Annotated in this window: 17 protein-coding genes and 2 tRNA genes; 8 read left to right on the top strand and 11 right to left on the bottom strand. The window is 46.4% G+C overall.

The features are described 5' to 3' along the window. Window positions 1-555 precede the first annotated feature (555 nt). Entirely contained in the window at window positions 556-2,253 is a 1,698-nt protein-coding gene (locus QQL66_RS21200) for a flagellar assembly protein A (protein WP_284384276.1), read from the top strand. On the opposite strand, the gene holA is transcribed toward QQL66_RS21200, so the two are convergent. The 8 genes from holA to miaB all read right to left on the bottom strand — a co-directional run bounded on the left by holA (window position 2,250) and on the right by miaB (window position 12,088). Then, window positions 2,250-3,275 (bottom strand): DNA polymerase III subunit delta, encoded by a 1,026-nt coding sequence (holA, locus tag QQL66_RS21195; protein WP_284384275.1) that lies wholly within the window; start codon window positions 3,273-3,275, stop codon window positions 2,250-2,252. The two genes, QQL66_RS21200 and holA, sit on opposite strands and share 4 nt — an antisense overlap. A gap of 3 nt (window positions 3,276-3,278) precedes the next feature. Beyond that, window positions 3,279-3,773: an LPS-assembly lipoprotein LptE gene (locus QQL66_RS21190; protein ID WP_284384273.1), complete on the bottom strand. Its 495-nt coding sequence runs from the start codon at window positions 3,771-3,773 to the stop codon at window positions 3,279-3,281. Between the two features lie 73 nt (window positions 3,774-3,846). After that, the gene (gene leuS, locus QQL66_RS21185) at window positions 3,847-6,294 is read right to left on the bottom strand and encodes a leucine--tRNA ligase (RefSeq protein WP_284384283.1); all 2,448 of its coding nucleotides are present in this window, start codon (window positions 6,292-6,294) and stop codon (window positions 3,847-3,849) included. 90 nt (window positions 6,295-6,384) lie between these two features. Then, the gene (gene lnt, locus QQL66_RS21180; protein ID WP_284384271.1) at window positions 6,385-7,974 is read right to left on the bottom strand and encodes an apolipoprotein N-acyltransferase; all 1,590 of its coding nucleotides are present in this window, start codon (window positions 7,972-7,974) and stop codon (window positions 6,385-6,387) included. Window positions 7,975-8,058: 84 nt separating this feature from the next. Then, window positions 8,059-8,937, bottom strand: coding sequence for a CorC family transporter (locus QQL66_RS21175; RefSeq protein WP_284384269.1), 879 nt, complete (start codon window positions 8,935-8,937; stop codon window positions 8,059-8,061). Between the two features lie 72 nt (window positions 8,938-9,009). Next, the gene (gene ybeY, locus QQL66_RS21170) at window positions 9,010-9,465 is read right to left on the bottom strand and encodes an rRNA maturation RNase YbeY (protein WP_284384267.1); all 456 of its coding nucleotides are present in this window, start codon (window positions 9,463-9,465) and stop codon (window positions 9,010-9,012) included. A 4-nt stretch (window positions 9,466-9,469) separates the two neighbouring features. Then, on the bottom strand, window positions 9,470-10,522 hold the full coding sequence (locus QQL66_RS21165) for a PhoH family protein (RefSeq protein ID WP_284384266.1): 1,053 nt from the start codon (window positions 10,520-10,522) through the stop codon (window positions 9,470-9,472). Between the two features lie 219 nt (window positions 10,523-10,741). After that, entirely contained in the window at window positions 10,742-12,088 is a 1,347-nt protein-coding gene (miaB, locus tag QQL66_RS21160; protein ID WP_284384264.1) for a tRNA (N6-isopentenyl adenosine(37)-C2)-methylthiotransferase MiaB, read from the bottom strand. 284 nt (window positions 12,089-12,372) lie between these two features. On the opposite strand from miaB, the gene QQL66_RS21155 reads away from it, so the two are divergent. From QQL66_RS21155 to QQL66_RS21135, 5 genes are all read left to right on the top strand, one after another. After that, window positions 12,373-12,705: a DUF1820 family protein gene (locus QQL66_RS21155; protein WP_284384263.1), complete on the top strand. Its 333-nt coding sequence runs from the start codon at window positions 12,373-12,375 to the stop codon at window positions 12,703-12,705. A 76-nt stretch (window positions 12,706-12,781) separates the two neighbouring features. After that, on the top strand, window positions 12,782-14,860 hold the full coding sequence (locus QQL66_RS21150; protein ID WP_284384261.1) for an MltF family protein: 2,079 nt from the start codon (window positions 12,782-12,784) through the stop codon (window positions 14,858-14,860). 153 nt (window positions 14,861-15,013) lie between these two features. After that, the gene (locus QQL66_RS21145; protein WP_284384259.1) at window positions 15,014-15,214 is read left to right on the top strand and encodes a DUF2788 domain-containing protein; all 201 of its coding nucleotides are present in this window, start codon (window positions 15,014-15,016) and stop codon (window positions 15,212-15,214) included. 12 nt (window positions 15,215-15,226) lie between these two features. After that, a complete protein-coding gene (locus QQL66_RS21140; protein WP_284384258.1) occupies window positions 15,227-15,607 on the top strand; it encodes a hypothetical protein in 381 nt (126 codons plus the stop codon). A gap of 23 nt (window positions 15,608-15,630) precedes the next feature. Further along, entirely contained in the window at window positions 15,631-16,119 is a 489-nt protein-coding gene (locus tag QQL66_RS21135) for an RDD family protein (RefSeq protein WP_284384256.1), read from the top strand. An 18-nt stretch (window positions 16,120-16,137) separates the two neighbouring features. Here QQL66_RS21135 and QQL66_RS21130 read toward each other — a convergent pair whose 3' ends face one another. Further along, complete coding sequence (locus QQL66_RS21130; RefSeq protein ID WP_284384254.1) at window positions 16,138-16,872, bottom strand: RNA methyltransferase; 735 nt, start codon at window positions 16,870-16,872, stop codon at window positions 16,138-16,140. Between the two features lie 168 nt (window positions 16,873-17,040). Between QQL66_RS21130 and QQL66_RS21125 the strand changes: the two genes are divergently transcribed. Both QQL66_RS21125 and QQL66_RS21120 read left to right on the top strand, forming a co-directional pair. Further along, complete coding sequence (locus QQL66_RS21125) at window positions 17,041-17,712, top strand: DUF2057 family protein (RefSeq protein WP_284384253.1); 672 nt, start codon at window positions 17,041-17,043, stop codon at window positions 17,710-17,712. A gap of 96 nt (window positions 17,713-17,808) precedes the next feature. Then, window positions 17,809-18,213, top strand: a complete 405-nt coding sequence (locus tag QQL66_RS21120) for an acyl-CoA thioesterase (RefSeq protein ID WP_284384252.1) — start codon at window positions 17,809-17,811, stop codon at window positions 18,211-18,213. Window positions 18,214-18,386: 173 nt separating this feature from the next. On the opposite strand, the gene QQL66_RS21115 is transcribed toward QQL66_RS21120, so the two are convergent. Both QQL66_RS21115 and QQL66_RS21110 read right to left on the bottom strand, forming a co-directional pair. Further along, window positions 18,387-18,462: transfer RNA gene (locus QQL66_RS21115), tRNA-His, on the bottom strand. 26 nt (window positions 18,463-18,488) lie between these two features. Beyond that, a tRNA-Asn gene (locus QQL66_RS21110) sits at window positions 18,489-18,564 on the bottom strand. Window positions 18,565-18,566 lie beyond the last annotated feature (2 nt).

Raw genomic sequence — 18,566 nt, 5'->3', positions numbered from 1 at the left:
TGATGCTAACGCATCAGGGCTTTTTTATTGCGCGGGAAAAATGCGCTAAGAAACAGTTCCTTGCTGATTGGATGCTGAAAAGCCCAGCCTCTAATCTCTAATCCCTAATCCCTAATCCCTAATCCCTGATAAGTTCCAAAACCTATAAGGCAAACTCATTGGGCCAAAGGTAAACAGTGTATTCCTAACAAGACACGACCTTAAAAACATAAATAAACATCAGAATCTGTAGTTCAGGCAATCTGTCTTTGTTGTGTGTGCTTTAAAAGAAAAGGGGGGAGGTCGCTAGAAATTAAGTATGGGTTAATTAAATCGACGAGTGCGTAAGGTAGCAGGTTGCGAATTTGAAATGAGAATAGAAACTAAGCATTCGCCTCCAAGGGCTTATCGAACACACAAAAGGTCCTGTATCCTGATTTAGCGCTAATTATCTAGTGGTCTTTGCCGCTAATTCTTTTATAAAGCGCTTTATATGCATAAATCTAGGAATTCGTATCTGTTATAAGCTAAAGTAATTTCTTAGACTGTGCTAATACGATATGGATTACTATTTATTTGAGGTCTCTAGTGGAAGGCGAAGTAAGTACGGAACAATTGGTATTTGAACTCACAGAAGATAAAAAATTTGTTGAGCTTGTTTTATCCCTGTCGGCTTCAGCTCCTTCTCTTGCTTCAATTTTATCTGCCTTTAATGAATCTGAGTTTAGTGCTTGTTTATTCAGAGAAGATCTTGTGAATCAGTCTTTGGCTGAATTCAAAGCCAAAAAAGATTTAGCACCCAACGCAACAGACGTTATGCGCTATCGGGTTGCAGATCGTAAGAGTGCTACTCTTCATCTTGAAGTTTCATCTGATCGTTTAAACGCGTCTCTGGTTATTACTTCTGCTTTTGGTGGCAATAATCCAAATGAGAAAGTCATTCTTGCGTACCTCAAAAAACAGGGAATCAAAGAAGGTATTCAGTTAAAAGAGATCAAAGACTACTGCGCACAAGCTAGTGAGATGACTCCAGGCGCTCAGATCACCATTGTTGCTGCCAAAGGTCGTGCGGCGAAGAAAGGTATACCCTGTGAGTTTAAATGGACGGTTACGCCTTTCCAGGATCGTGAGCTTAAACCTGTTCAGCGTGAAGATGGCACAACGGATATGTATGACCTCGGGGAGATAGAAACGGTTTCACCGGGGGATGTGGTTATGGAACGCATCCCTGCAAGAAAAAGTGATGATGGTGTAAACGTTTATGGTGAGCCTATCTTCTCTATTGCTCCGCCAAATATTGCTTTTTCCACCGCAGAAGGCGTGGAAGTTTCTCCTGATAATCCGAACCTATTAATTGCGACTCGCTCCGGTGTTCCAATGCGGGCAAGGAATGTGATTCGTGTTGATGACATTCTGGTTTTAGATACGGTGGATCTTACTACTGGCCATATTGAATTCGATGGAACAGTAATGATCAAAGGGGCTGTCAGGGATGGTCTGAAGGTTAATGTTACGGGAGACATTCACGTTCGTGATCTTGTGGAATCAGCAGAGTTGATAGCCGGTGGCAATATTCTGGTTAAGCAGGGGATTCTTGGACGAAAAGTTGAGTCTGAAGATGTGCGTCAACATGACTCTTCATTCACTGCTATTGTGGAAGCTCAAGGGGATATTGAAGCCAGTTATCTACAGTACGTGTCAATTAAAGCGGGTGGCAAGATCACGGTAAAAGATCAACTTCTTAATTGTCTGGTTCATGATTGTGAGGAATTGATTGTAGGCGGTCCAACGAAGCGCAAAGCAAAGCTCGTAGGAGGGCATTATAGTGTTCGTCGTTCTGTAGGTGTAGGTATACTCGGATCGGACTCTTACGTAACGGCTGAGATTGAGTTGGGTAAAGATGTTGCTCGTTTAAAGTCTGAGATTGAAGAAATAAAGAATACCTTACTTGAGAAGCAAGACAGCTTGGCACGTTGTACTGTTCAGCTTGAAAAGTTTGAAGCCAAAGGGGATCAAAATAAAGTCGATCACTTTACCAAGACTATCGCAAGAATACGGGAAGAGGCTCAAAACTATAAGCTGCAATACGAGACGTTGAGCCAGGAATATAAAGATTTGGTTCTACAGGTTTCGTTATCCGTTTATGGCGAGTGTTATCCGGGGATTCAGGTAAGGTTTGGTAAATTCAATGCTACCTTGCAAGAATACTCCAAAGCTTGTCGCTTTAAGTTTACAAAGATGGGACTGAAGAAGGCGCCAATTAAAGGGGCTTAGCCTGTCTTTCTCATGGTGAATTGATGATTGCCGGCCAGGGCTAGGCAGATTTCATAGAACAAATGCCATGAATTCTCATCGGACATACCCTTTACTGATAGGTCTAGGGTATGTGCTGCTTTCAGTAAATTTTCCAGTTTCGTCTTTGTCAGACGTTGTAAGGCCGATCGGTAAAGTCCTTGTTTGTTTTTCCACACTTTAGCTTTTTGGAACGCAAGTTCCATTGAGCCTGACTGGCTGTAGTTCCATAAGATATTAAGTGTACGAATCTCTTTGGTAATCATACCGCTCAACGACAGTAATTCGGCACCTTCGGCTTTCAAGTGATTGAAGACGGATGATGTTGTTGCCACGTCGCCTTTAAGGCAGTTGTCACTTAGGTCAAAGATGGTATAGCGGGCACTATCAGCAATGGAATTAACAAGCGCTTCCAATGTGATTTGTGGCGTATCTATCGCTAAGCACAGTTTATCGATTTCTTGCTTGGTTGCCAGAAGGTTGCCTTCTGTTTTGACCAGCAGTAACTGTAAGGCTTCGTAGTCCATCGACTTGCCTTGCTTGCGGCAGTGTGTTGCGGCCCACTCTTCGACTTCTCTTGGTTTTAACGGCCAAACAGTGGTAGTTACACCAACTTTTTCAACGGCTTTATACCAGGCTTGCTTTTGTGTGTTTTTATCCAGACGAGGTGCTCGGATAATAACGATGGTTTCGCCGTCTGCGGTTTCACAAAACTCGCAAATGGATTTGCCTTTATCAGAGATACGGGCGTTGGGTAATCGCAGTTCAATCAGTTTTTTGTCGGAGAATAACGAGAGTGCTTGTGCTTCTGCTGCAAAGTCGCTCCAGCTGAAGCCCGATTCAACATCAAACACCATTCGTTCTGAATGACCTGCTTGCCTTGCTGCTGAACGGATGTGGTCAAGAGCCTCTTCCACAATTAAGGTTTCATCCCCATGAACCAGGTACACAGGGTGAAGCTGCTTGCTAAGCTGTTTGGTTAATTGTGGCGCTTTGACTTCCATGCGCTACTTACTCAATTGTTTGGAGAGGTAACTGGCGTATTGTCGTGTCAGCTCTTGATAGGCTTGTCTCTTAGCAGAACGTTCCTGCATATCAGAAGAGAGTAAGTTATCTTGATCATAGCTTTGGCGCTGAACTGAGATGAAGCTTTGTGTCATGCTGTCTTGTTCAAGCTCTGTTGTTATGGTCAGAGTAATGGTGTGTTCGTACTCAGAGGCATCACCGGCTCGATCTTTAGAGGAAACGCGTTTGGTTTCAGACAGGCGATCGATGCGTGTTTTTACAGAAGCCTGAGCAGATATTTGGATTTTGTATTCGCTGGCAAGCGTATCTTTGAATACCTTGCTGAATTGCGGGTGGTTGATTTTGTCTGTGTTTAAAGACAAGTCCGAAATGTTAAGAGTCCCGGTGTGATAGCCTCTTAACTGCCAGCCACAGCTGCTTGTCAGGAGAATAAGGCAAATAACCAGCGTTTTGCTCAATAAGCGAGAGGAGAACATAGATAATAGCCTTAGAATGGAAAACTTGGGCCGCCTACATGACGGCCCATTTTTATGCCTAGGTTACACGTGCTTAGTTTGCAACGATGTTTACTAATTTACCTGGTACAACAATCACCTTACGGATGGTCTTACCTTCAGTGAATTTCTGTACGTGTTCATCAGCAAGTGCAAGCGCCTCAACTTCATCTTTTGGGGCGTCTGGTGCAACTTCAATCTTAGCTCGGACTTTACCGTTAACTTGTACAACGACTTCGATCACGGATTTCACAAGCGCAGACTCATCGAATGCCGGCCATGCTTCTTCCATTACGATAGAGGTGTTACCCAATGCCTTCCACATTTCGTGTGTTACGTGTGGGACGATTGGAGACAATAACAAGACGGATGCTTCCAGAGCTTCTTGAAGGCAGGCACGATCTTGATCAGATGTAACATCAAAACGGGTAATGCTGTTGGTTAGTTCCATCACAGCAGCAATCGCCGTGTTGAACGTTTGGCGACGTCCCATGTCATCCGTCACTTTCTGGATGGTTTCATGCGTCTTACGACGAAGATCCTGCTGTTCTTTCGTCAGAGAAGTCTTATCAACGGCTGGTGCAGCACCTGCCTGAGTATGAGTATGTACGGCTTTCCACAAGCGCTTGATAAATCTATGAGCCCCTTCAACCCCTGCATCGTTCCATTCAAGGGTTTGTTCCGGTGGTGCTGTGAACATCATGAATAAGCGAACGGTATCCGCACCGTACTGTTCGATCATTTCTTGTGGGTCGACGGTGTTGCCCTTTGATTTAGACATCTTCGAACCGTCTTTATTCACCATACCCTGACAAAGTAGACGCTTGAATGGTTCGTCAGAATCTACAAAACCTGCATCGCGAAGCAGTTTATGGAAGAAACGTGCATACAATAAGTGAAGAATTGCGTGCTCAATACCGCCAATGTATTGGTCTACAGGAAGCCAGTAGTTGGCTTCTTCATCCAACATTTGATCGTTATTTGTGGCAGAACAATAACGCGCGTAGTACCAAGACGACTCCATAAAGGTATCGAAGGTATCGGTTTCACGGAATGCCGGTTGACCGTTAAATTCTGTTTTTGCCCACTCAGGATCAGCTTTGATCGGAGACTGAACGCCATCCATTTCTACGTCTTCAGGCAGTACAACTGGTAGTTGGTCCAGTGGAACTGGAATTTCGTTACCTTGCTCATCGTACATCATAGGGATTGGTGTACCCCAATAACGCTGACGGCTCACACCCCAATCACGCAAACGGTAGTTAACTGTTTTCTTACCTTTACCTTCCGCTGCTAGATAGGCAGAGATTTGATCGAATGCTTCCTGGAAGTTCAAACCATCAAACTGTCCCGAATTAACCAGGGTGCCTTTTTCTGTGTAAGCTGCTTCATCTAGGCTCACGTCTGAACCGTCTGCAGCCGTGATCACCTGTTTGATGTCTAGACCATAGGCTTTAGCAAATTCGTAATCACGTTGGTCGTGGCCTGGCACAGACATTACGGCACCTGAACCGTAATCCATCAACACGAAGTTGGCCGCCCATACAGGTACTTCATCACCCGTAATAGGGTGAATGGCGGTGATGCCTGTTGCTACACCTTTTTTCTCCATCGTTGCCATGTCGGCTTCGGCAGTCGTTTGCTGCTTGCACTCTTCGATGAAGGCGGCAAGCTCGGCATTATCTTTGGCCGCTTGCAATGCCAATGGGTGTTGTGCCGCAACGGCTACATAAGTCACGCCCATTACCGTGTCCGGACGCGTGGTATAAATCTCAATGCTTTGATCACTGTCTTTTACCGGGAAGGTCATTTCTACGCCTTCCGAGCGGCCAATCCAGTTGCGTTGCATTGCTTTTACCTGATCAGGCCAGCCTTCTAGCTGATCCAGGTCGTTTAGCAATTCGTCTGCATAGTCGGTGATCTTCACAAACCACTGTGGAATTTCTTTCTTCTCTACGACGGTATCACAACGCCAGCAGCAGCCTTCAATTACCTGTTCATTCGCCAGTACGGTCTGGTCATTCGGACACCAGTTCACCGCAGAGGTTTTCTTATAAACCAAGCCTTTTTTGTACAGTTCAGTGAAGAACCACTGTTCCCACTTGTAGTATTCAGGACGACAGGTTGCGACTTCACGATCCCAGTCATAACCAAAACCAAGGCGCTTCAATTGGCCTTTCATGTAGTCGACGTTTTCGTACGTCCATTTAGCAGGCGCTACTTCATGTTTGATGGCGGCGTTTTCCGCTGGCAAACCGAATGCATCCCAACCCATTGGTTGAAGAACGTTCTTGCCCAGCATTTTCTGATAGCGGGAAACTACATCTCCGATGGTGTAGTTACGTACGTGCCCCATGTGGAGGCGGCCACTTGGGTAAGGGAACATGGACAGGCAGTAGAATTTTTCTTTGCTGGCGTCATGAACGGCCTTAAAACATTCATTTGTTTCCCAGAATGATTGTGCTTCCGACTCGATTTTATGGGGATTATATTGCTCTTCCATCGTGTTTCCGATCAGTGTAATTGAGGACATAGAAAAAAGAGCCTAAGTCTAACTCATCTGGGGGTTTGAAGACTATAGGTGATGCTCAGATCATGCCTTTTGATCACGAGAAATACGAGGATAGAGCAGAATTCCGAGTAAAGAGAGGGCGATGAAAGCAAGAACAGGGTAATTGAGCCATTGGCTGTAAGGTGTCAGCCCTTGTTGTGCTTGCACTTTGGCATTTAATCCGCCTTCGATGAAGTCGGGTAATGCATGTGTAATGCGGCCTTTTTCATCAATCACGGCGGTAAGGCCAGTATTGGTGGCTCTCAAAACCACTCGGCTGTTTTCAAGTGCTCTCATTTGTGCAATTTGAAGGTGCTGTTTCGGGCCGATTGAGTCGCCAAACCATGCGTCATTGCTGATGGTAACAATAAAATCTTGCTGCTGGTTCTGGTGGTCAATATGACGCGCGATAAAGGCCGGATACGCAATTTCATAACAGATCGCTGGCCATAGTGTGAATTCTCTGAATTTAAGCGGTGCCTGTCCCGTTGGTCCCGGGCGGAAATTCGACATCGGTAAATTGAAGAACTGAATTAACCCTCTGAGGAGGTCTTGCAGTGGTACATACTCACCGAAAGGCACAAGTTTTTGTTTGTGATACTGCCCTGAGGCTGCGCCTAGTCCTATGACGGTGTTGTGCAATACAGGGGCGTTAGGGGCTGAATTCTTATCATAATAAGGAATACCGGTAATCAACCCTTGCTCAGGCTTTAACTCTTGTTCTGTTTCAGCCAGCCAGTCGCCAATCTGATGCTTAAAATAAGGGATGGCAGTTTCAGGCCAGATGATCAGGTCGCTGGGAGCATTACGGTTCAATTGACGGTAGGTGCTAAGGCTGACCGGGCGATACTCGTTCTGCCATTTCTTTTCTTGAGGGATGTTTCCCTGCATTAAAGAGACAGACAGCTCGGCCTTGGGGGTGGTCCAACTTACTTGTGAAAGTAAAAAGCCCAATGGCCAGAGTAAGATCGCCGCTGCAATAAAATAGGCGTGGCGACCACAGGTGCGTTTTACAAGGCATAGTTTCACTGCGCTGGCGGATAATGCCACGACAAGGCTGACGCCAAATACGCCTAATATGGGTGCCCAGCCGGAGAGCCAGCTTTCAATGTGTCCATACCCCAGATAAAGCCAGGGAAAACCTGTAAGAAACCAGCTTCTCAACCATTCAAACAATACCCAGATGACGGAAAACGACAGAGCATTAATCAACGGGGAGGAGGTGAACCATTTTTTATAACAATAGCTTTGAAACGCGAAAAATAGACCTAACAGGAAGGTGAACAGTCCGGTCATCAATAGTGCTAATGGAATCGGGGCGTAACCGTAATCGTGAATGGAAACATAAACCCAAGAGGCGCCAATGACGAAGACGCCAAAGCCATAACTCCAGCCGAGCTTAAACGCAGACTTTGAGGTTTCTGTCGTATCCAAAAGCCATTGAAACAACGCCAATGAGAGGATGGCTAGTGGCCAGTAATCAAAGGGTGCAAAGGACAATGGCAGTAGGCATCCAAGCAAAAAGCTGCTGATCAGTTTGAGCATGTTGAGCTTTGATGTAGTGAGTCGCTCTTGGATGCGAGTCAGTAAGCTGCTTGATGAAACGTGCTTAGAGGAGGTCTTGCTGATCACCGCGCTTCCTGCTGTGTGATGGTCTTGGGAGGTTTAATATCGATCTGTCGTCGCCGGGTGTAAGCAAAGCAGCCATGACGGCTGCTATTCACTCTCGGATACATCGTCCGTCGCCATCATGACTTCCAGAAGTCGAACCTGGCGATTGTCCGCATTTAATACCTTGAACGTCATGCCATTGATGGTGATGGATTCGTCTCGTTCCGGCAGATGGCCAAACCCATTGGTTACGATGCCGCCAATGGTGTCGAATTCCTCATCGCTGAAATCGGTCGAGAAGTATTCATTGAAGTCATCGATTTCAGTCAGGGCATTGACCATGAAGCTGTCTGAATTCTCGATTGGACGAATGTTGCTTTCATCGTCTTCAATATCGGTTTCGTCTTCAATGTCACCGACGATTTGTTCTAACACGTCTTCAATGGTAACCAGTCCTGCAAGGCTTCCGTATTCATCAACCACGATGGCCATGTGATAGCGATCGGTACGGAATTCACGTAGTAACGTATTCAGCCGCTTGCTTTCAGGAACAAAGTTTACCGGACGAAGTATGTCTTTGATGTTAAAGCGATCGAGATTGTCATTCGCCAAATACGGAAGGAAATCCTTCGCCAGCAATATACCCAATACTTCCTCATTGCTTTCGCCTAATACCGGGAAGCGTGAGTGTTGGGATTCAATGATGGTCGGCAAAATATCAGAGGGAGACAGTGACGCCTTAATGCAGGTCATCTGAGATCTTGGCACCATGATCTCTCGCACGTGCATGTCACCTACCTGGAGGGCGCCTTCCATGATGGACAGCGCTTCTGCATCACACAGGCCCCGGTCGTGAGCACCGCGTAGGAGCTCTTTCAAGTCTTTACTCGATTCCGGTTCGGAAGATTGAGTAAAGGATTTGGTAATTTTTTCAAGCCACGAGGGCTTGGTACTGTGACTGTCGTTTTGTTGGTCTTCGTTCATTATTTTAAGTTGACGAATTGAGGTAATTCGAATCCTAGCTTGTTCGGGAATCCCTTGGCAAGACCAGATTAATTATATTTCCTGATAAGGGTCTGGAATTTCGAGCTGAGAAAGAATATCAATTTCCAGAGATTCCATTTCCTCAGCCTCACTTTCTTCAATATGATCATAGCCCAGTAGATGCAAGATGCCATGAATGATCATATGTGCCCAATGATGTTGAAGGGGCTTACCTTGTTCTTGGGCTTCTTGCTCCACCACAGAAGCGCAGACGACCAAATCGCCAATCAAAGGGAAATCTGGCAGGTTGTCCGGTGCTTCAAAAGGAAAAGACAATACATTGGTTGGTTTGTCTTTGCCTCGGTACTGGTGGTTCAAAGACTGACTCTCATCGGCTTCAACAACTCGAATAGTCAGCTCCGCATCCTCTTTTCGACCTTTGAGCGCACTGTCCGCCCAGAGTTGAAAATCATCTGCTGTAGGCAGATTGGATTGGTCACACGCGATTTGAATATCAATGTCTGTCATGTGATTAGTCTGCCTTTCCTTGTGAATTTCGTAGGGCGAGAGCTTGTTCTCGTTCGGCTCTGCGCTGCTCTTTTTCTGCTTTTTCTTTGGCTTCCTGGATGGCTTCAAATTTCTCGTAAGCTTCCACCACTCGTTGTACCAATGGGTGACGAACGACGTCTTTAGATAGGAATTGCGTGAAGCTGATACCTTTGACGTCCTTCAGGACGTTCATTACGTGAATCAAGCCAGAGCTGGAACCTTTCGGTAAATCGATCTGGGTGACGTCCCCGGTAATCACGGCCGTTGAGCCAAAGCCAATACGGGTCAGGAACATTTTCATTTGTTCGCGTGTGGTGTTCTGACTTTCATCCAGAATGATGTAGGAATTGTTCAGGGTACGACCGCGCATGTAGGCAAGAGGGGCTACCTCAATCACATTTTTTTCGATCAGTTTTTCAACGTTTTCGAAACCAAGCATTTCGTATAGCGCATCGTACAAGGGGCGTAGATACGGATCGATTTTTTGAGACAAGTCGCCTGGTAAGAAACCTAATTTTTCACCTGCTTCCACAGCAGGACGGACTAACAAAATACGACGGACTTCGTCATTCATTAATGCTTCAACCGCACAAGCAACGGCTAAGTAAGTCTTACCTGTACCGGCCGGGCCAATACCAAAGTTGATGTCATGCTTGCGGACACAGTCAACGTAGTACTTCTGATTCTTACCGCGCGGTTTAATGTGCGCTTTAGGGGTTTTAATGACATCGGAAGAAAGTGCCTGCTTATCATTTTCGATCATGTCCATGCCGCTTTCCTGAATGAAAAGGTGGATCAGATCCGGTGTGATGTCCGTGCCGCTTTGAGCTTCTCGGTAGAGATGGTTCAAAATTTCACATACCGCGTGAACCGGTTTCTCTGGTCCGGCTACCTGAAATTGATTGCCGCGATTTCGAATGGAAACGCTCATGCGCTTTTCGATTTGCTTAATGTGGCGATCAAACTCACCGCACAGGTTGGCTAGGTGTTGGGCATTGTCGGGTTCAAGAGAAAGGTTGCGCGTTTGAGTACTCAAAGTGGCTCCTCTAGGAGTAATTCAATCAAAAATCGAGAGTTCTAAATAAAACGTTCTATGGATAATTATAGAAGCTATCCATTTTGATTGACTAGCGAGAATTTCATTCAAGTGAAAAATAAAGCCTGGAGGCGTCCCGAATCGGGGCTGTCAGTATAGAGGAGGCATAAAAAAGGCCATGTAGTTGACATGGCCTTTTGAGTCGTTAACCGGAAGCGATTAACGAGGATTACACGGCAGAACCAGATCACCGCGTAACGAGTTTGGCAGCGCTTCCGTGATGGTGACGTCGACGAATTTGCCAATCAGGCTGTGGTCATCGGTTCGGAAGTTAACAACACGGTTGTTTTCGGTACGGCCCTGAAGTTGGCCAGGGTCTTTCTTGGACAGGTCCGTCACCAAAATCGTTTGTGTGGTGCCAACCATACGACGGCTGATTTGATGCGCGTTCTGAAGAATGCGGTCTTGAAGGATTTTAAGACGCTTTTTCTTTTCTTCTTCAGGGGTTTCATCCGGAAGGTCCGACGCTGGCGTGCCTGGACGCGCGCTGTAGATGAAGCTGAATGAATGATCGAAGCCGATTTCTTCAATTAACTTCATGGTTTGTTCAAAATCGAACTGGCTTTCGCCTGGGAAACCGATGATGAAATCTGACGACAGACTGATGTCTGGACGGATTTTACGCAGTTTACGAATCTTGGACTTATATTCCAATGCCGTGTGGCCGCGCTTCATTTGCATCAAAATGTGGTCGGAACCACTTTGTACTGGTAAGTGAAGGTGACTCACCAACTCAGGAACTTCTGCATAAACGTTAATTAAGCTTTCGCTGAATTCCACTGGGTGTGAGGTGGTGTAACGAATACGATCAATACCCTCGATTGCCGCAACGAAGGTAATCAGCTCTGCCAAATCCGCAATACGGCCGTCGTGCATTTCACCTTGGTAGGCATTTACGTTTTGACCCAACAGGTTAACTTCACGAACGCCTTGGTCTGCCAAACTGGCGATTTCAGCGATTACGTCATCAAACGGGCGGCTTACTTCTTCACCTCGAGTGTACGGCACGACGCAGAAGGTGCAGTATTTTGAGCAGCCTTCCATGATGGAAACGAACGCGGTACAGCCTTCTACTTTTGGTTCCGGCAAATGATCAAACTTCTCAATTTCAGGGAAGGTAATGTCGACAATTCCGACGTCGCCGTCTTTGGATGATTCGATCATTTCTGGTAAGCGGTGTAGGGTTTGAGGGCCAAATACCATATCCACAAACGGTGCACGTTCCTGAATCGCATGACCTTCCTGGCTGGCAACACAGCCCCCCACACCGATGATAAGATCCGGGTTTTCCGATTTGAATTTCTTCCAGCGACCTAGCTGGTGGAATACTTTTTCTTGCGCTTTTTCACGGATAGAACAAGTGTTTAACAGCAGTACATCCGCTTCGGCTTCGTTATCCGTTAATTCCATTTCGTGGCTCTCGCCCAGGAGATCTGCCATCCGCGACGAGTCATACTCGTTCATTTGGCATCCGTGGGTTTTAATAAACAGCTTTTTCGTGGCCATGAAATTTACCTATCGCTAAGAAACTCAATTGGGGTAGTTGGCAATTCGTGTGATTAAAAAACGCACAGGAATTTTAGGCGCGACATTGTACTTGAGGATACCGATAAATCCTAGTAATTCGGTCAGTATCCTGTCTGAAAATATGCTACACTCGCCGTCCGCTGACATTGGGGTGATATCAAGTGGTTTGGTCTGATGTTCCGGTCCATTGGATTGCCTGACAGAACGACTCCCTGCAATGTTACGCATTTTAATGATGTTTGAATGTGGATAATGAAGTAACCATGCAAAATAACCCAGTTTATAAAGTCATATTTGTGAATCAGGATCAGGTGTTCGAGATCTTTGCGGCCAAGATTTATCAAAGTGATCTTTGGGGCTTCATTGAAGTAGAAGAGTTTCTGTTTGGTGAGCGTAGCCAGGTGCTGGTGGACCCAAGTGAAGAGCGCTTGAAAGGTGAGTTCGCGGGCGTGAAACGCAGTTATATTCCAATGCAATCCATTGTACGCATTGATGAAGTCGAAAAAGAAGGCTCGGTAAAGGTTTCAGAGGCGAAAGGCGGAAGTGTCAGTCATTTCCCCGTGCCAGGAGCACCGAGTGGATCACCTAAATCCTAAGATGTTTTTCTAACATTCCTCTCAATATACGGTATATTCAGAGCATCTAAAATCAGTGGACGACTTTAGGTGCTCTATGCGCAAACTCTTTTATTTCATTCTTGTGGTCTCCGCCTTTTGCTTGTCATCGTGCGGAAAGGAATCCAATTCTTCGGATAACGCCCAGCCATCATCCGGGCCCGTCAAAACGTTTCATCCTCCCCGTGATCTGGTTGAGATTAAATCCTCCGGTGTTTTACGGGTGCTTTCACCTAATTGGGATCAATACCAATACCTACCCAGAGAAGGAACGCCGGCCAATCGATATCGGGCTATGATCAGCCAGTTTGCCGATAACTTAGGGGTCACCATCGAATGGGTGTATGTCGACCGATTTACTGAGCTGAACAAGCAGTTGCTGTTAGGGAAGGGCGACTTGGTTGTGGCCAATATGACGGTGACCGAGCGTCGAAAGAAGGATGTCGCTTTTTCTGTGCCTATTGAGCACATTGAAGAATGGCTGGTAGTCCGCCCTGAAGAAGGCATGAATGAGGTAAATGATCTGGGGTTGGCAAATATCGTTATTCCTCAAGATTCGGCGTTCAAGGTTACGCTTGAGAAGGCCGCAAAACCCGACTGGAATGTGGTAGAGAAAGCCAAGGAGGCCAGTCCGCAAGCGCTGGTGGAGGATGTGCTTAATGGTCGATATACCGCCACCGTTGTCGATTCTAATGTGGGTGAGTGGTTACTTACAGGCCTGAATGTGAAAGTGCTTGGGGCATTGGGTAGCCCTCGGGATATTGCCTGGGCGGTGCATCCTAAGTCAGATATGCTGTTGGCGGCATTAAACCAGTTTATTTATCAGTTTCAATTGTCTGAAACCCAGCAAGACCATACCGACGATTGGGCGGAAATAGTCGAACGTAAGACGCTGAGAATGATTACCCGAAACAGTTCGGACTCCTACTTTATGTGGCGGGGTGAGCTGATGGGGTATGAATACGATTTGATTAAGAAGTTTGCTGATCGGAACGGACTCTATCTCGATGTTGTGGTGGCGGATGGTCAGGACATGATTGATCTGCTGCTTCAAGGCAAGGGTGACATCATTGCCTCTTCTCAGGCGCGATTGGCGTCTCGAAGGGCGCGCGGTGTTGAATTTACCCGTCCTTATAATGTGGTGGATGAAGTGTTGGTTGGGCGTTCGGGTCTGGAATTGACATCACTCGATGAATTGTCCGGTTTTACGGTAATGGTCGAGGCGAACTCCTCTTATCGGGAAAGCTTATTGGCATTAAAAGCCAAGGGCATTGATTTTCAGCTTATGGCACCTGGTGATCTGCACATTACCGATGAAGTTGACATTATGGGGCTGGTTGCTGATGGTGTGGTGGATTTTACGGTTGTGGATAACCATCTGGCGGCCCGGGAATTACTGGATATGCCGGATCTTCAGGTGTATGCCTCTGTGACTGAAGGTGTTGGTCATGGCTGGGCCGTTCGTAAGGAAAATGCAGAGCTGCTGAAGCGACTCAATAAGTACATTAAACAGCATTATCGCGGACTGTTTTTTAATGTGACCTGGCAGAAGTACTTTGATACGCAGCGGGGGCAATTCTTTGGTCGAGATCCTCTTGAAATGTCGGGCCAGTTGTCTCCCTACGATTCGATTGTGCAGCCTGTGGCAGAGAAGAAAGGCTTCGACTGGCGAATGATTACGGCTCAAATGTATCAGGAAAGTCGATTCAACCCCAAGGCGCGTTCCAACATGGGGGCCCGTGGTTTGATGCAGGTGTTGCCCAAGACAGGGAAAGAGCATGGTGTCGTGGATCTCTTTAACCCTGAGGCGAATATTACCGTTGGTGTCGATTATTTGGACTGGGTTCGGGACCGTTTTCCTAAACAGTTACCTCCTGGGGAACGTGTGCTCTTTGCTCTGGCCGGTTATAACGCAGGGTACGGCCATGTGCAGGATGCAAGGCGGTTGGCTCGCAAGAAGGGATGGAATCCGGATCAGTGGTTTGGCAGCGTAGAGAAGGCGATGGTGTTGTTATCTCAGCGTAAATACTATCGTTCGTCGCGCTTTGGTTATGTAAGAGGGCGGGAACCTGTGGAATACGTTCGGCAGATTCAGCGTCGTTATCAGGGCTACCAAGCGATCATTCCTTCAACTTGAGTTATCTGTGTAATTGGTTTTGTACTATTGGTTTGTATTAGAGGTTCCGTGCTAGCAAGCGCGCTTGAGATTGGGATATGTCATGGCCTTTTAAGGCGGGTTTGGTATTATGTCGCGATATTTTTTAGGTCGTACAGGTTGGGGTGAAAAGCCATGAGTGCAGAACAAATTGAAAACTATGCAATGATCATCGGTGTTTCGACGCTGATTGGTTTTATGTTCTTTATCATGTGGGATTTAGCGAAAAACTCCAATGCGGGCAAATTCGGAACTATTATAATTTTTACCGTATTGGGGTTGGGTATTTTTGGTTTCATAATCAAAACTATCATCGTTGAAATGATGGATATGTAGGAGTGAGCTGAGATGCACGCTGTAGCAAGGAAGTGGTTGGTCGCGAGTGGAGTGTCGGTCGTTCTTTCAGGGTGTGTCATGATGTCGGCCCCAGAGTTGGATTTTAAAGGCATCGTAGTGAACAAAAAGGAGCCGCCGGAAGCCTGTGCACCGAAAGGTAATCTGGTGGCTACCGCAATCGCAATGATTGAATCCATTGGTGATGATCCGGTGGCTCTTAATCGGGAAGCCATGCAGGATTTAATCAATCAGGCTGACAGAGCGAAGGCGAACTATGTCTATGTGGCGGATCATCGCCAATACAGCAATAATCCTCGTAAAAATCTGGTGTCCCGTGTCGTGATGAAGGCAAACGCCTTCTACTGTCCGTCACTGGATATTGCCAAAGAATAGGATCTCATCGAAGGAAGGTCATAATGTCAGAGCGTTCATTGGAAGAATTAACTACGGTAGGGTTCGGCCCTCGAGTTGGTGCCACTCTGATTGATACCCTATTGTTGGGATTGATTACCGATACCGTGCTTTTATGGGCCTTTGGTCGTTTATACTTTGTAGATGCCACGCTTGCTCAAGAGAGCTCCTTCGATGAATTCATGCTGTATATTTTCCCTATGCTGGTGGTGATTGGTTGCTGGATGAAATACGCCGCGACACCGGGGAAAGCGTTATTAGATCTACAGATCGTGGATGCCCGAACCGGAGGGCAGCCGACCGTAAGCCAGTGGATTATCCGTTATTTAGGGTATTTTGTGTCTGTGCTGCCATTGGGGCTTGGTCTCTTCTGGGTAATCTGGGACAAAAAGAATCAAGGCTGGCACGATAAGATGGCGAAAACGCTGGTGGTTGAGCAAGACGGTTTTGAGGCCCTGAATCAAGAATTGAACAAGGCCGTATCTGACGCATAGTTAGGTTGTTATTCCTTTCTATTTCTTTCCTGCTACTTCCTGAATGGAATTCAGAATGCCGCGCAGCATTCGCAGTTCTTTTTGTTCCGGACGAACTCGATTCGCCAAGCGAATAAGTCGATTCATCGCTTCCCCTTGGTGAATGTCATTCAGAAACCCTGTATCCCGCAGGGTTTCTTCCAAATGCTGATTGAATAATTCAACTTCCTTTACACTAGGATAAACGACGTTTTCTTCCGATTCCTCTTTGACTCTTAGCGATTCGCCGTTCTCATACTGCCAAATTTCATAACACAGAATCTGGATGGCTGAAGAGACATTCAGGATCGGATAGTCAGGGTTGGCCGGAATTTCGGTATGAAAGTGACAGCGTTCCAGCTGCTTACTTTCCAATCCCATGCGTTCGCGTCCAAATAATAGGGCAACCGGTCCCTGATTTGCTTCGGTAGCGAGTTTTGCTGCGGAATCTTTTGCGCTTAAAACCGGACGAGGGAAGCTTCGTGAGCGCGCACTGGTGCCAATAACTAACGAGCAATCTTCGATGGCTTCGTCCAGACTGCTAACAACGGTTGTGTTTTCCAGAATATCTAACGCCCCAGCGGCTCGCGATGTGGCTTCATCGTCTGGAAAACAACGAGGGTTGATCAGGTAGAGTGAGCTTAATCCCATGTTTTTCATGGCGCGTGCGGCTGCACCAATGTTGCCGGGGTGGTAGGTTTGATCCATGACGATACGGATGTTTTCTAAGCTCATTTCGTCTGCCTTTTAAATTGCCTGAAGTTGAGTGGCGGCATGGTATCACAAGTCGTTAAAAAGGTAGGAGAGGCTGTCATCTGATGGTCACAAAAGTTTAATAGTATGCCTCATCAGAATTTCTTGCCTTTGACGGATTCAATGGCGCAACAGACTATGAGAGTGTGAATGATGATTCGTTTATTTCTAGTAATGATGATCGGCGTAGTGTTATCAGGGTGTTTGGCGACAGGTGGTCCCATTCATTATTACAAAGGGGAGCCTCGAGATGAGTCCAAGCTGGCGACTATCATTCTTCCTGAAGAGATTGACGTTGTTGCGGTGAATAACCGTAAGCGAGCGTTACCGCTGGTGCGCGGAGAAACCTATGAATTGAAGTTGTTACCAGGCTTAAATGAATTGGTGTTGGAATACGATACTTTGTGGGAGTTGGATGCAGATACCCATGAAACCGTAACATCTGACGTGGTCATGATCAGTCAAGTGCTTAAAGCGGGGGATGTGTACAGTATCTCTGTGCCTAAGTTTGACTCGTTGAGTGCAGCCAAGCAGTATGCCAAGAACTTTAAAGTTGACATGGTTAAGAAAGCGACAGGTGAAACGGTCGCATCAAAACCGGCGCGTTATGGTGTTATGTCGAGTGTGCCGATGAGCCGTGTAATGAGTAACCTGGAAGCCGGTGTTACTGGCGAGTCTGAAGTTGTGGTGCATGGTTCGGAGGATCGGGCGCATCAGGCGGCAGGCCTATATTCTCCGCTACAAAATTTACGTTACTGGTGGAAAGAAGCCTCTGAACAGGAGCGTGAACTCTTTGAAGATTGGATGGCAACGGTCGAATAGATCATGCATTGAGTGCATCCGGGCACTCTCTTTTCCAATCGCTTTGCTATATAGTGCCCCTTCATTTTTTAGTAAGGAAAGTGAAGGGGCTTTTTTATGCGTCACACTACGAGTTTGGCTGTACGTGGATACCATTTAGATGTTTATGGGCATGTGAATAACGCGCGTTATTTGGAGTTTTTGGAAGAAGCACGCTGGCGCTTTTTTGAAGAGCAAGCGGTCATTGAATCTATCACCGGCGAAGAATTGGCAATGGTAGTTGTGAACATCAACATCAACTATCGTCGAGCGGCCCTTATTCATGAAGAATTGGAGATCGCTACCGAAGTGACGCGAGTGGGTAATAAAAGCTTCGTGATTCATCAGGAGATTGCGGTAGCAAAAACCGGTGAGATGATCGCAGACACTGACGGAACATATGTGTTGTTTGATAACAAGCTAGGTCGCGCTGTTGTCATTGAAGGCGAATACAAAGTGTTGTTGGATAAGTTGTGTGGCTAGCGAAAGCTAGTTCACGCTACTCTTTGTCAGAAATGATACATTTTTTCGGGAATGGGATTTAACGGTAGAGCTAGCTATTAATGCAATAGTGGTAGCTACAAGATAATAAACACAGAAAATTAAGAATATCTAACTCGGGAAAGGCTGTTGGTAGTAGTGAGTTAGAAAAGAAATGGGGTGGACGATGGGATTTGAACCCACGACGACCGGAATCACAATCCGGGGCTCTACCAACTGAGCTACGCCCACCACATCATCACTTTAAGAAAAAGTGATGGCTCCTCGAGCTGGACTCGAACCAGCGACCAATAGATTAACAGTCTACTGCTCTACCAACTGAGCTATCGAGGAAC

It is taken from the genome of Litoribrevibacter albus, from assembly GCF_030159995.1.
Classification (GTDB): domain Bacteria; phylum Pseudomonadota; class Gammaproteobacteria; order Pseudomonadales; family Litoribrevibacteraceae; genus Litoribrevibacter; species Litoribrevibacter albus.
Note: the sequence above shows the minus strand (reverse complement) of the source record. Positions and strands in the feature narration are given on the sequence as shown.

Excerpts from the sequence above, each read along its gene's own strand:
- holA (WP_284384275.1), bottom strand. The coding sequence starts at position 3,275 with ATGGAAGTCAAAGCGCCACAATTAACCAAACAGCTTAGCAAGCAGCTT.
- QQL66_RS21190 (WP_284384273.1), bottom strand. The coding sequence starts at position 3,773 with ATGTTCTCCTCTCGCTTATTGAGCAAAACGCTGGTTATTTGCCTTATT.
- leuS (WP_284384283.1), bottom strand. The coding sequence starts at position 6,294 with ATGGAAGAGCAATATAATCCCCATAAAATCGAGTCGGAAGCACAATCA.
- QQL66_RS21175 (WP_284384269.1), bottom strand. The coding sequence starts at position 8,937 with ATGAACGAAGACCAACAAAACGACAGTCACAGTACCAAGCCCTCGTGG.
- ybeY (WP_284384267.1), bottom strand. The coding sequence starts at position 9,465 with ATGACAGACATTGATATTCAAATCGCGTGTGACCAATCCAATCTGCCT.
- miaB (WP_284384264.1), bottom strand. The coding sequence starts at position 12,088 with ATGGCCACGAAAAAGCTGTTTATTAAAACCCACGGATGCCAAATGAAC.
- QQL66_RS21155 (WP_284384263.1), top strand. The coding sequence starts at position 12,373 with ATGCAAAATAACCCAGTTTATAAAGTCATATTTGTGAATCAGGATCAG.
- QQL66_RS21150 (WP_284384261.1), top strand. The coding sequence starts at position 12,782 with ATGCGCAAACTCTTTTATTTCATTCTTGTGGTCTCCGCCTTTTGCTTG.
- QQL66_RS21145 (WP_284384259.1), top strand. The coding sequence starts at position 15,014 with ATGAGTGCAGAACAAATTGAAAACTATGCAATGATCATCGGTGTTTCG.
- QQL66_RS21140 (WP_284384258.1), top strand. The coding sequence starts at position 15,227 with ATGCACGCTGTAGCAAGGAAGTGGTTGGTCGCGAGTGGAGTGTCGGTC.
- QQL66_RS21135 (WP_284384256.1), top strand. The coding sequence starts at position 15,631 with ATGTCAGAGCGTTCATTGGAAGAATTAACTACGGTAGGGTTCGGCCCT.
- QQL66_RS21130 (WP_284384254.1), bottom strand. The coding sequence starts at position 16,872 with ATGAGCTTAGAAAACATCCGTATCGTCATGGATCAAACCTACCACCCC.
- QQL66_RS21125 (WP_284384253.1), top strand. The coding sequence starts at position 17,041 with ATGATGATTCGTTTATTTCTAGTAATGATGATCGGCGTAGTGTTATCA.
- QQL66_RS21120 (WP_284384252.1), top strand. The coding sequence starts at position 17,809 with ATGCGTCACACTACGAGTTTGGCTGTACGTGGATACCATTTAGATGTT.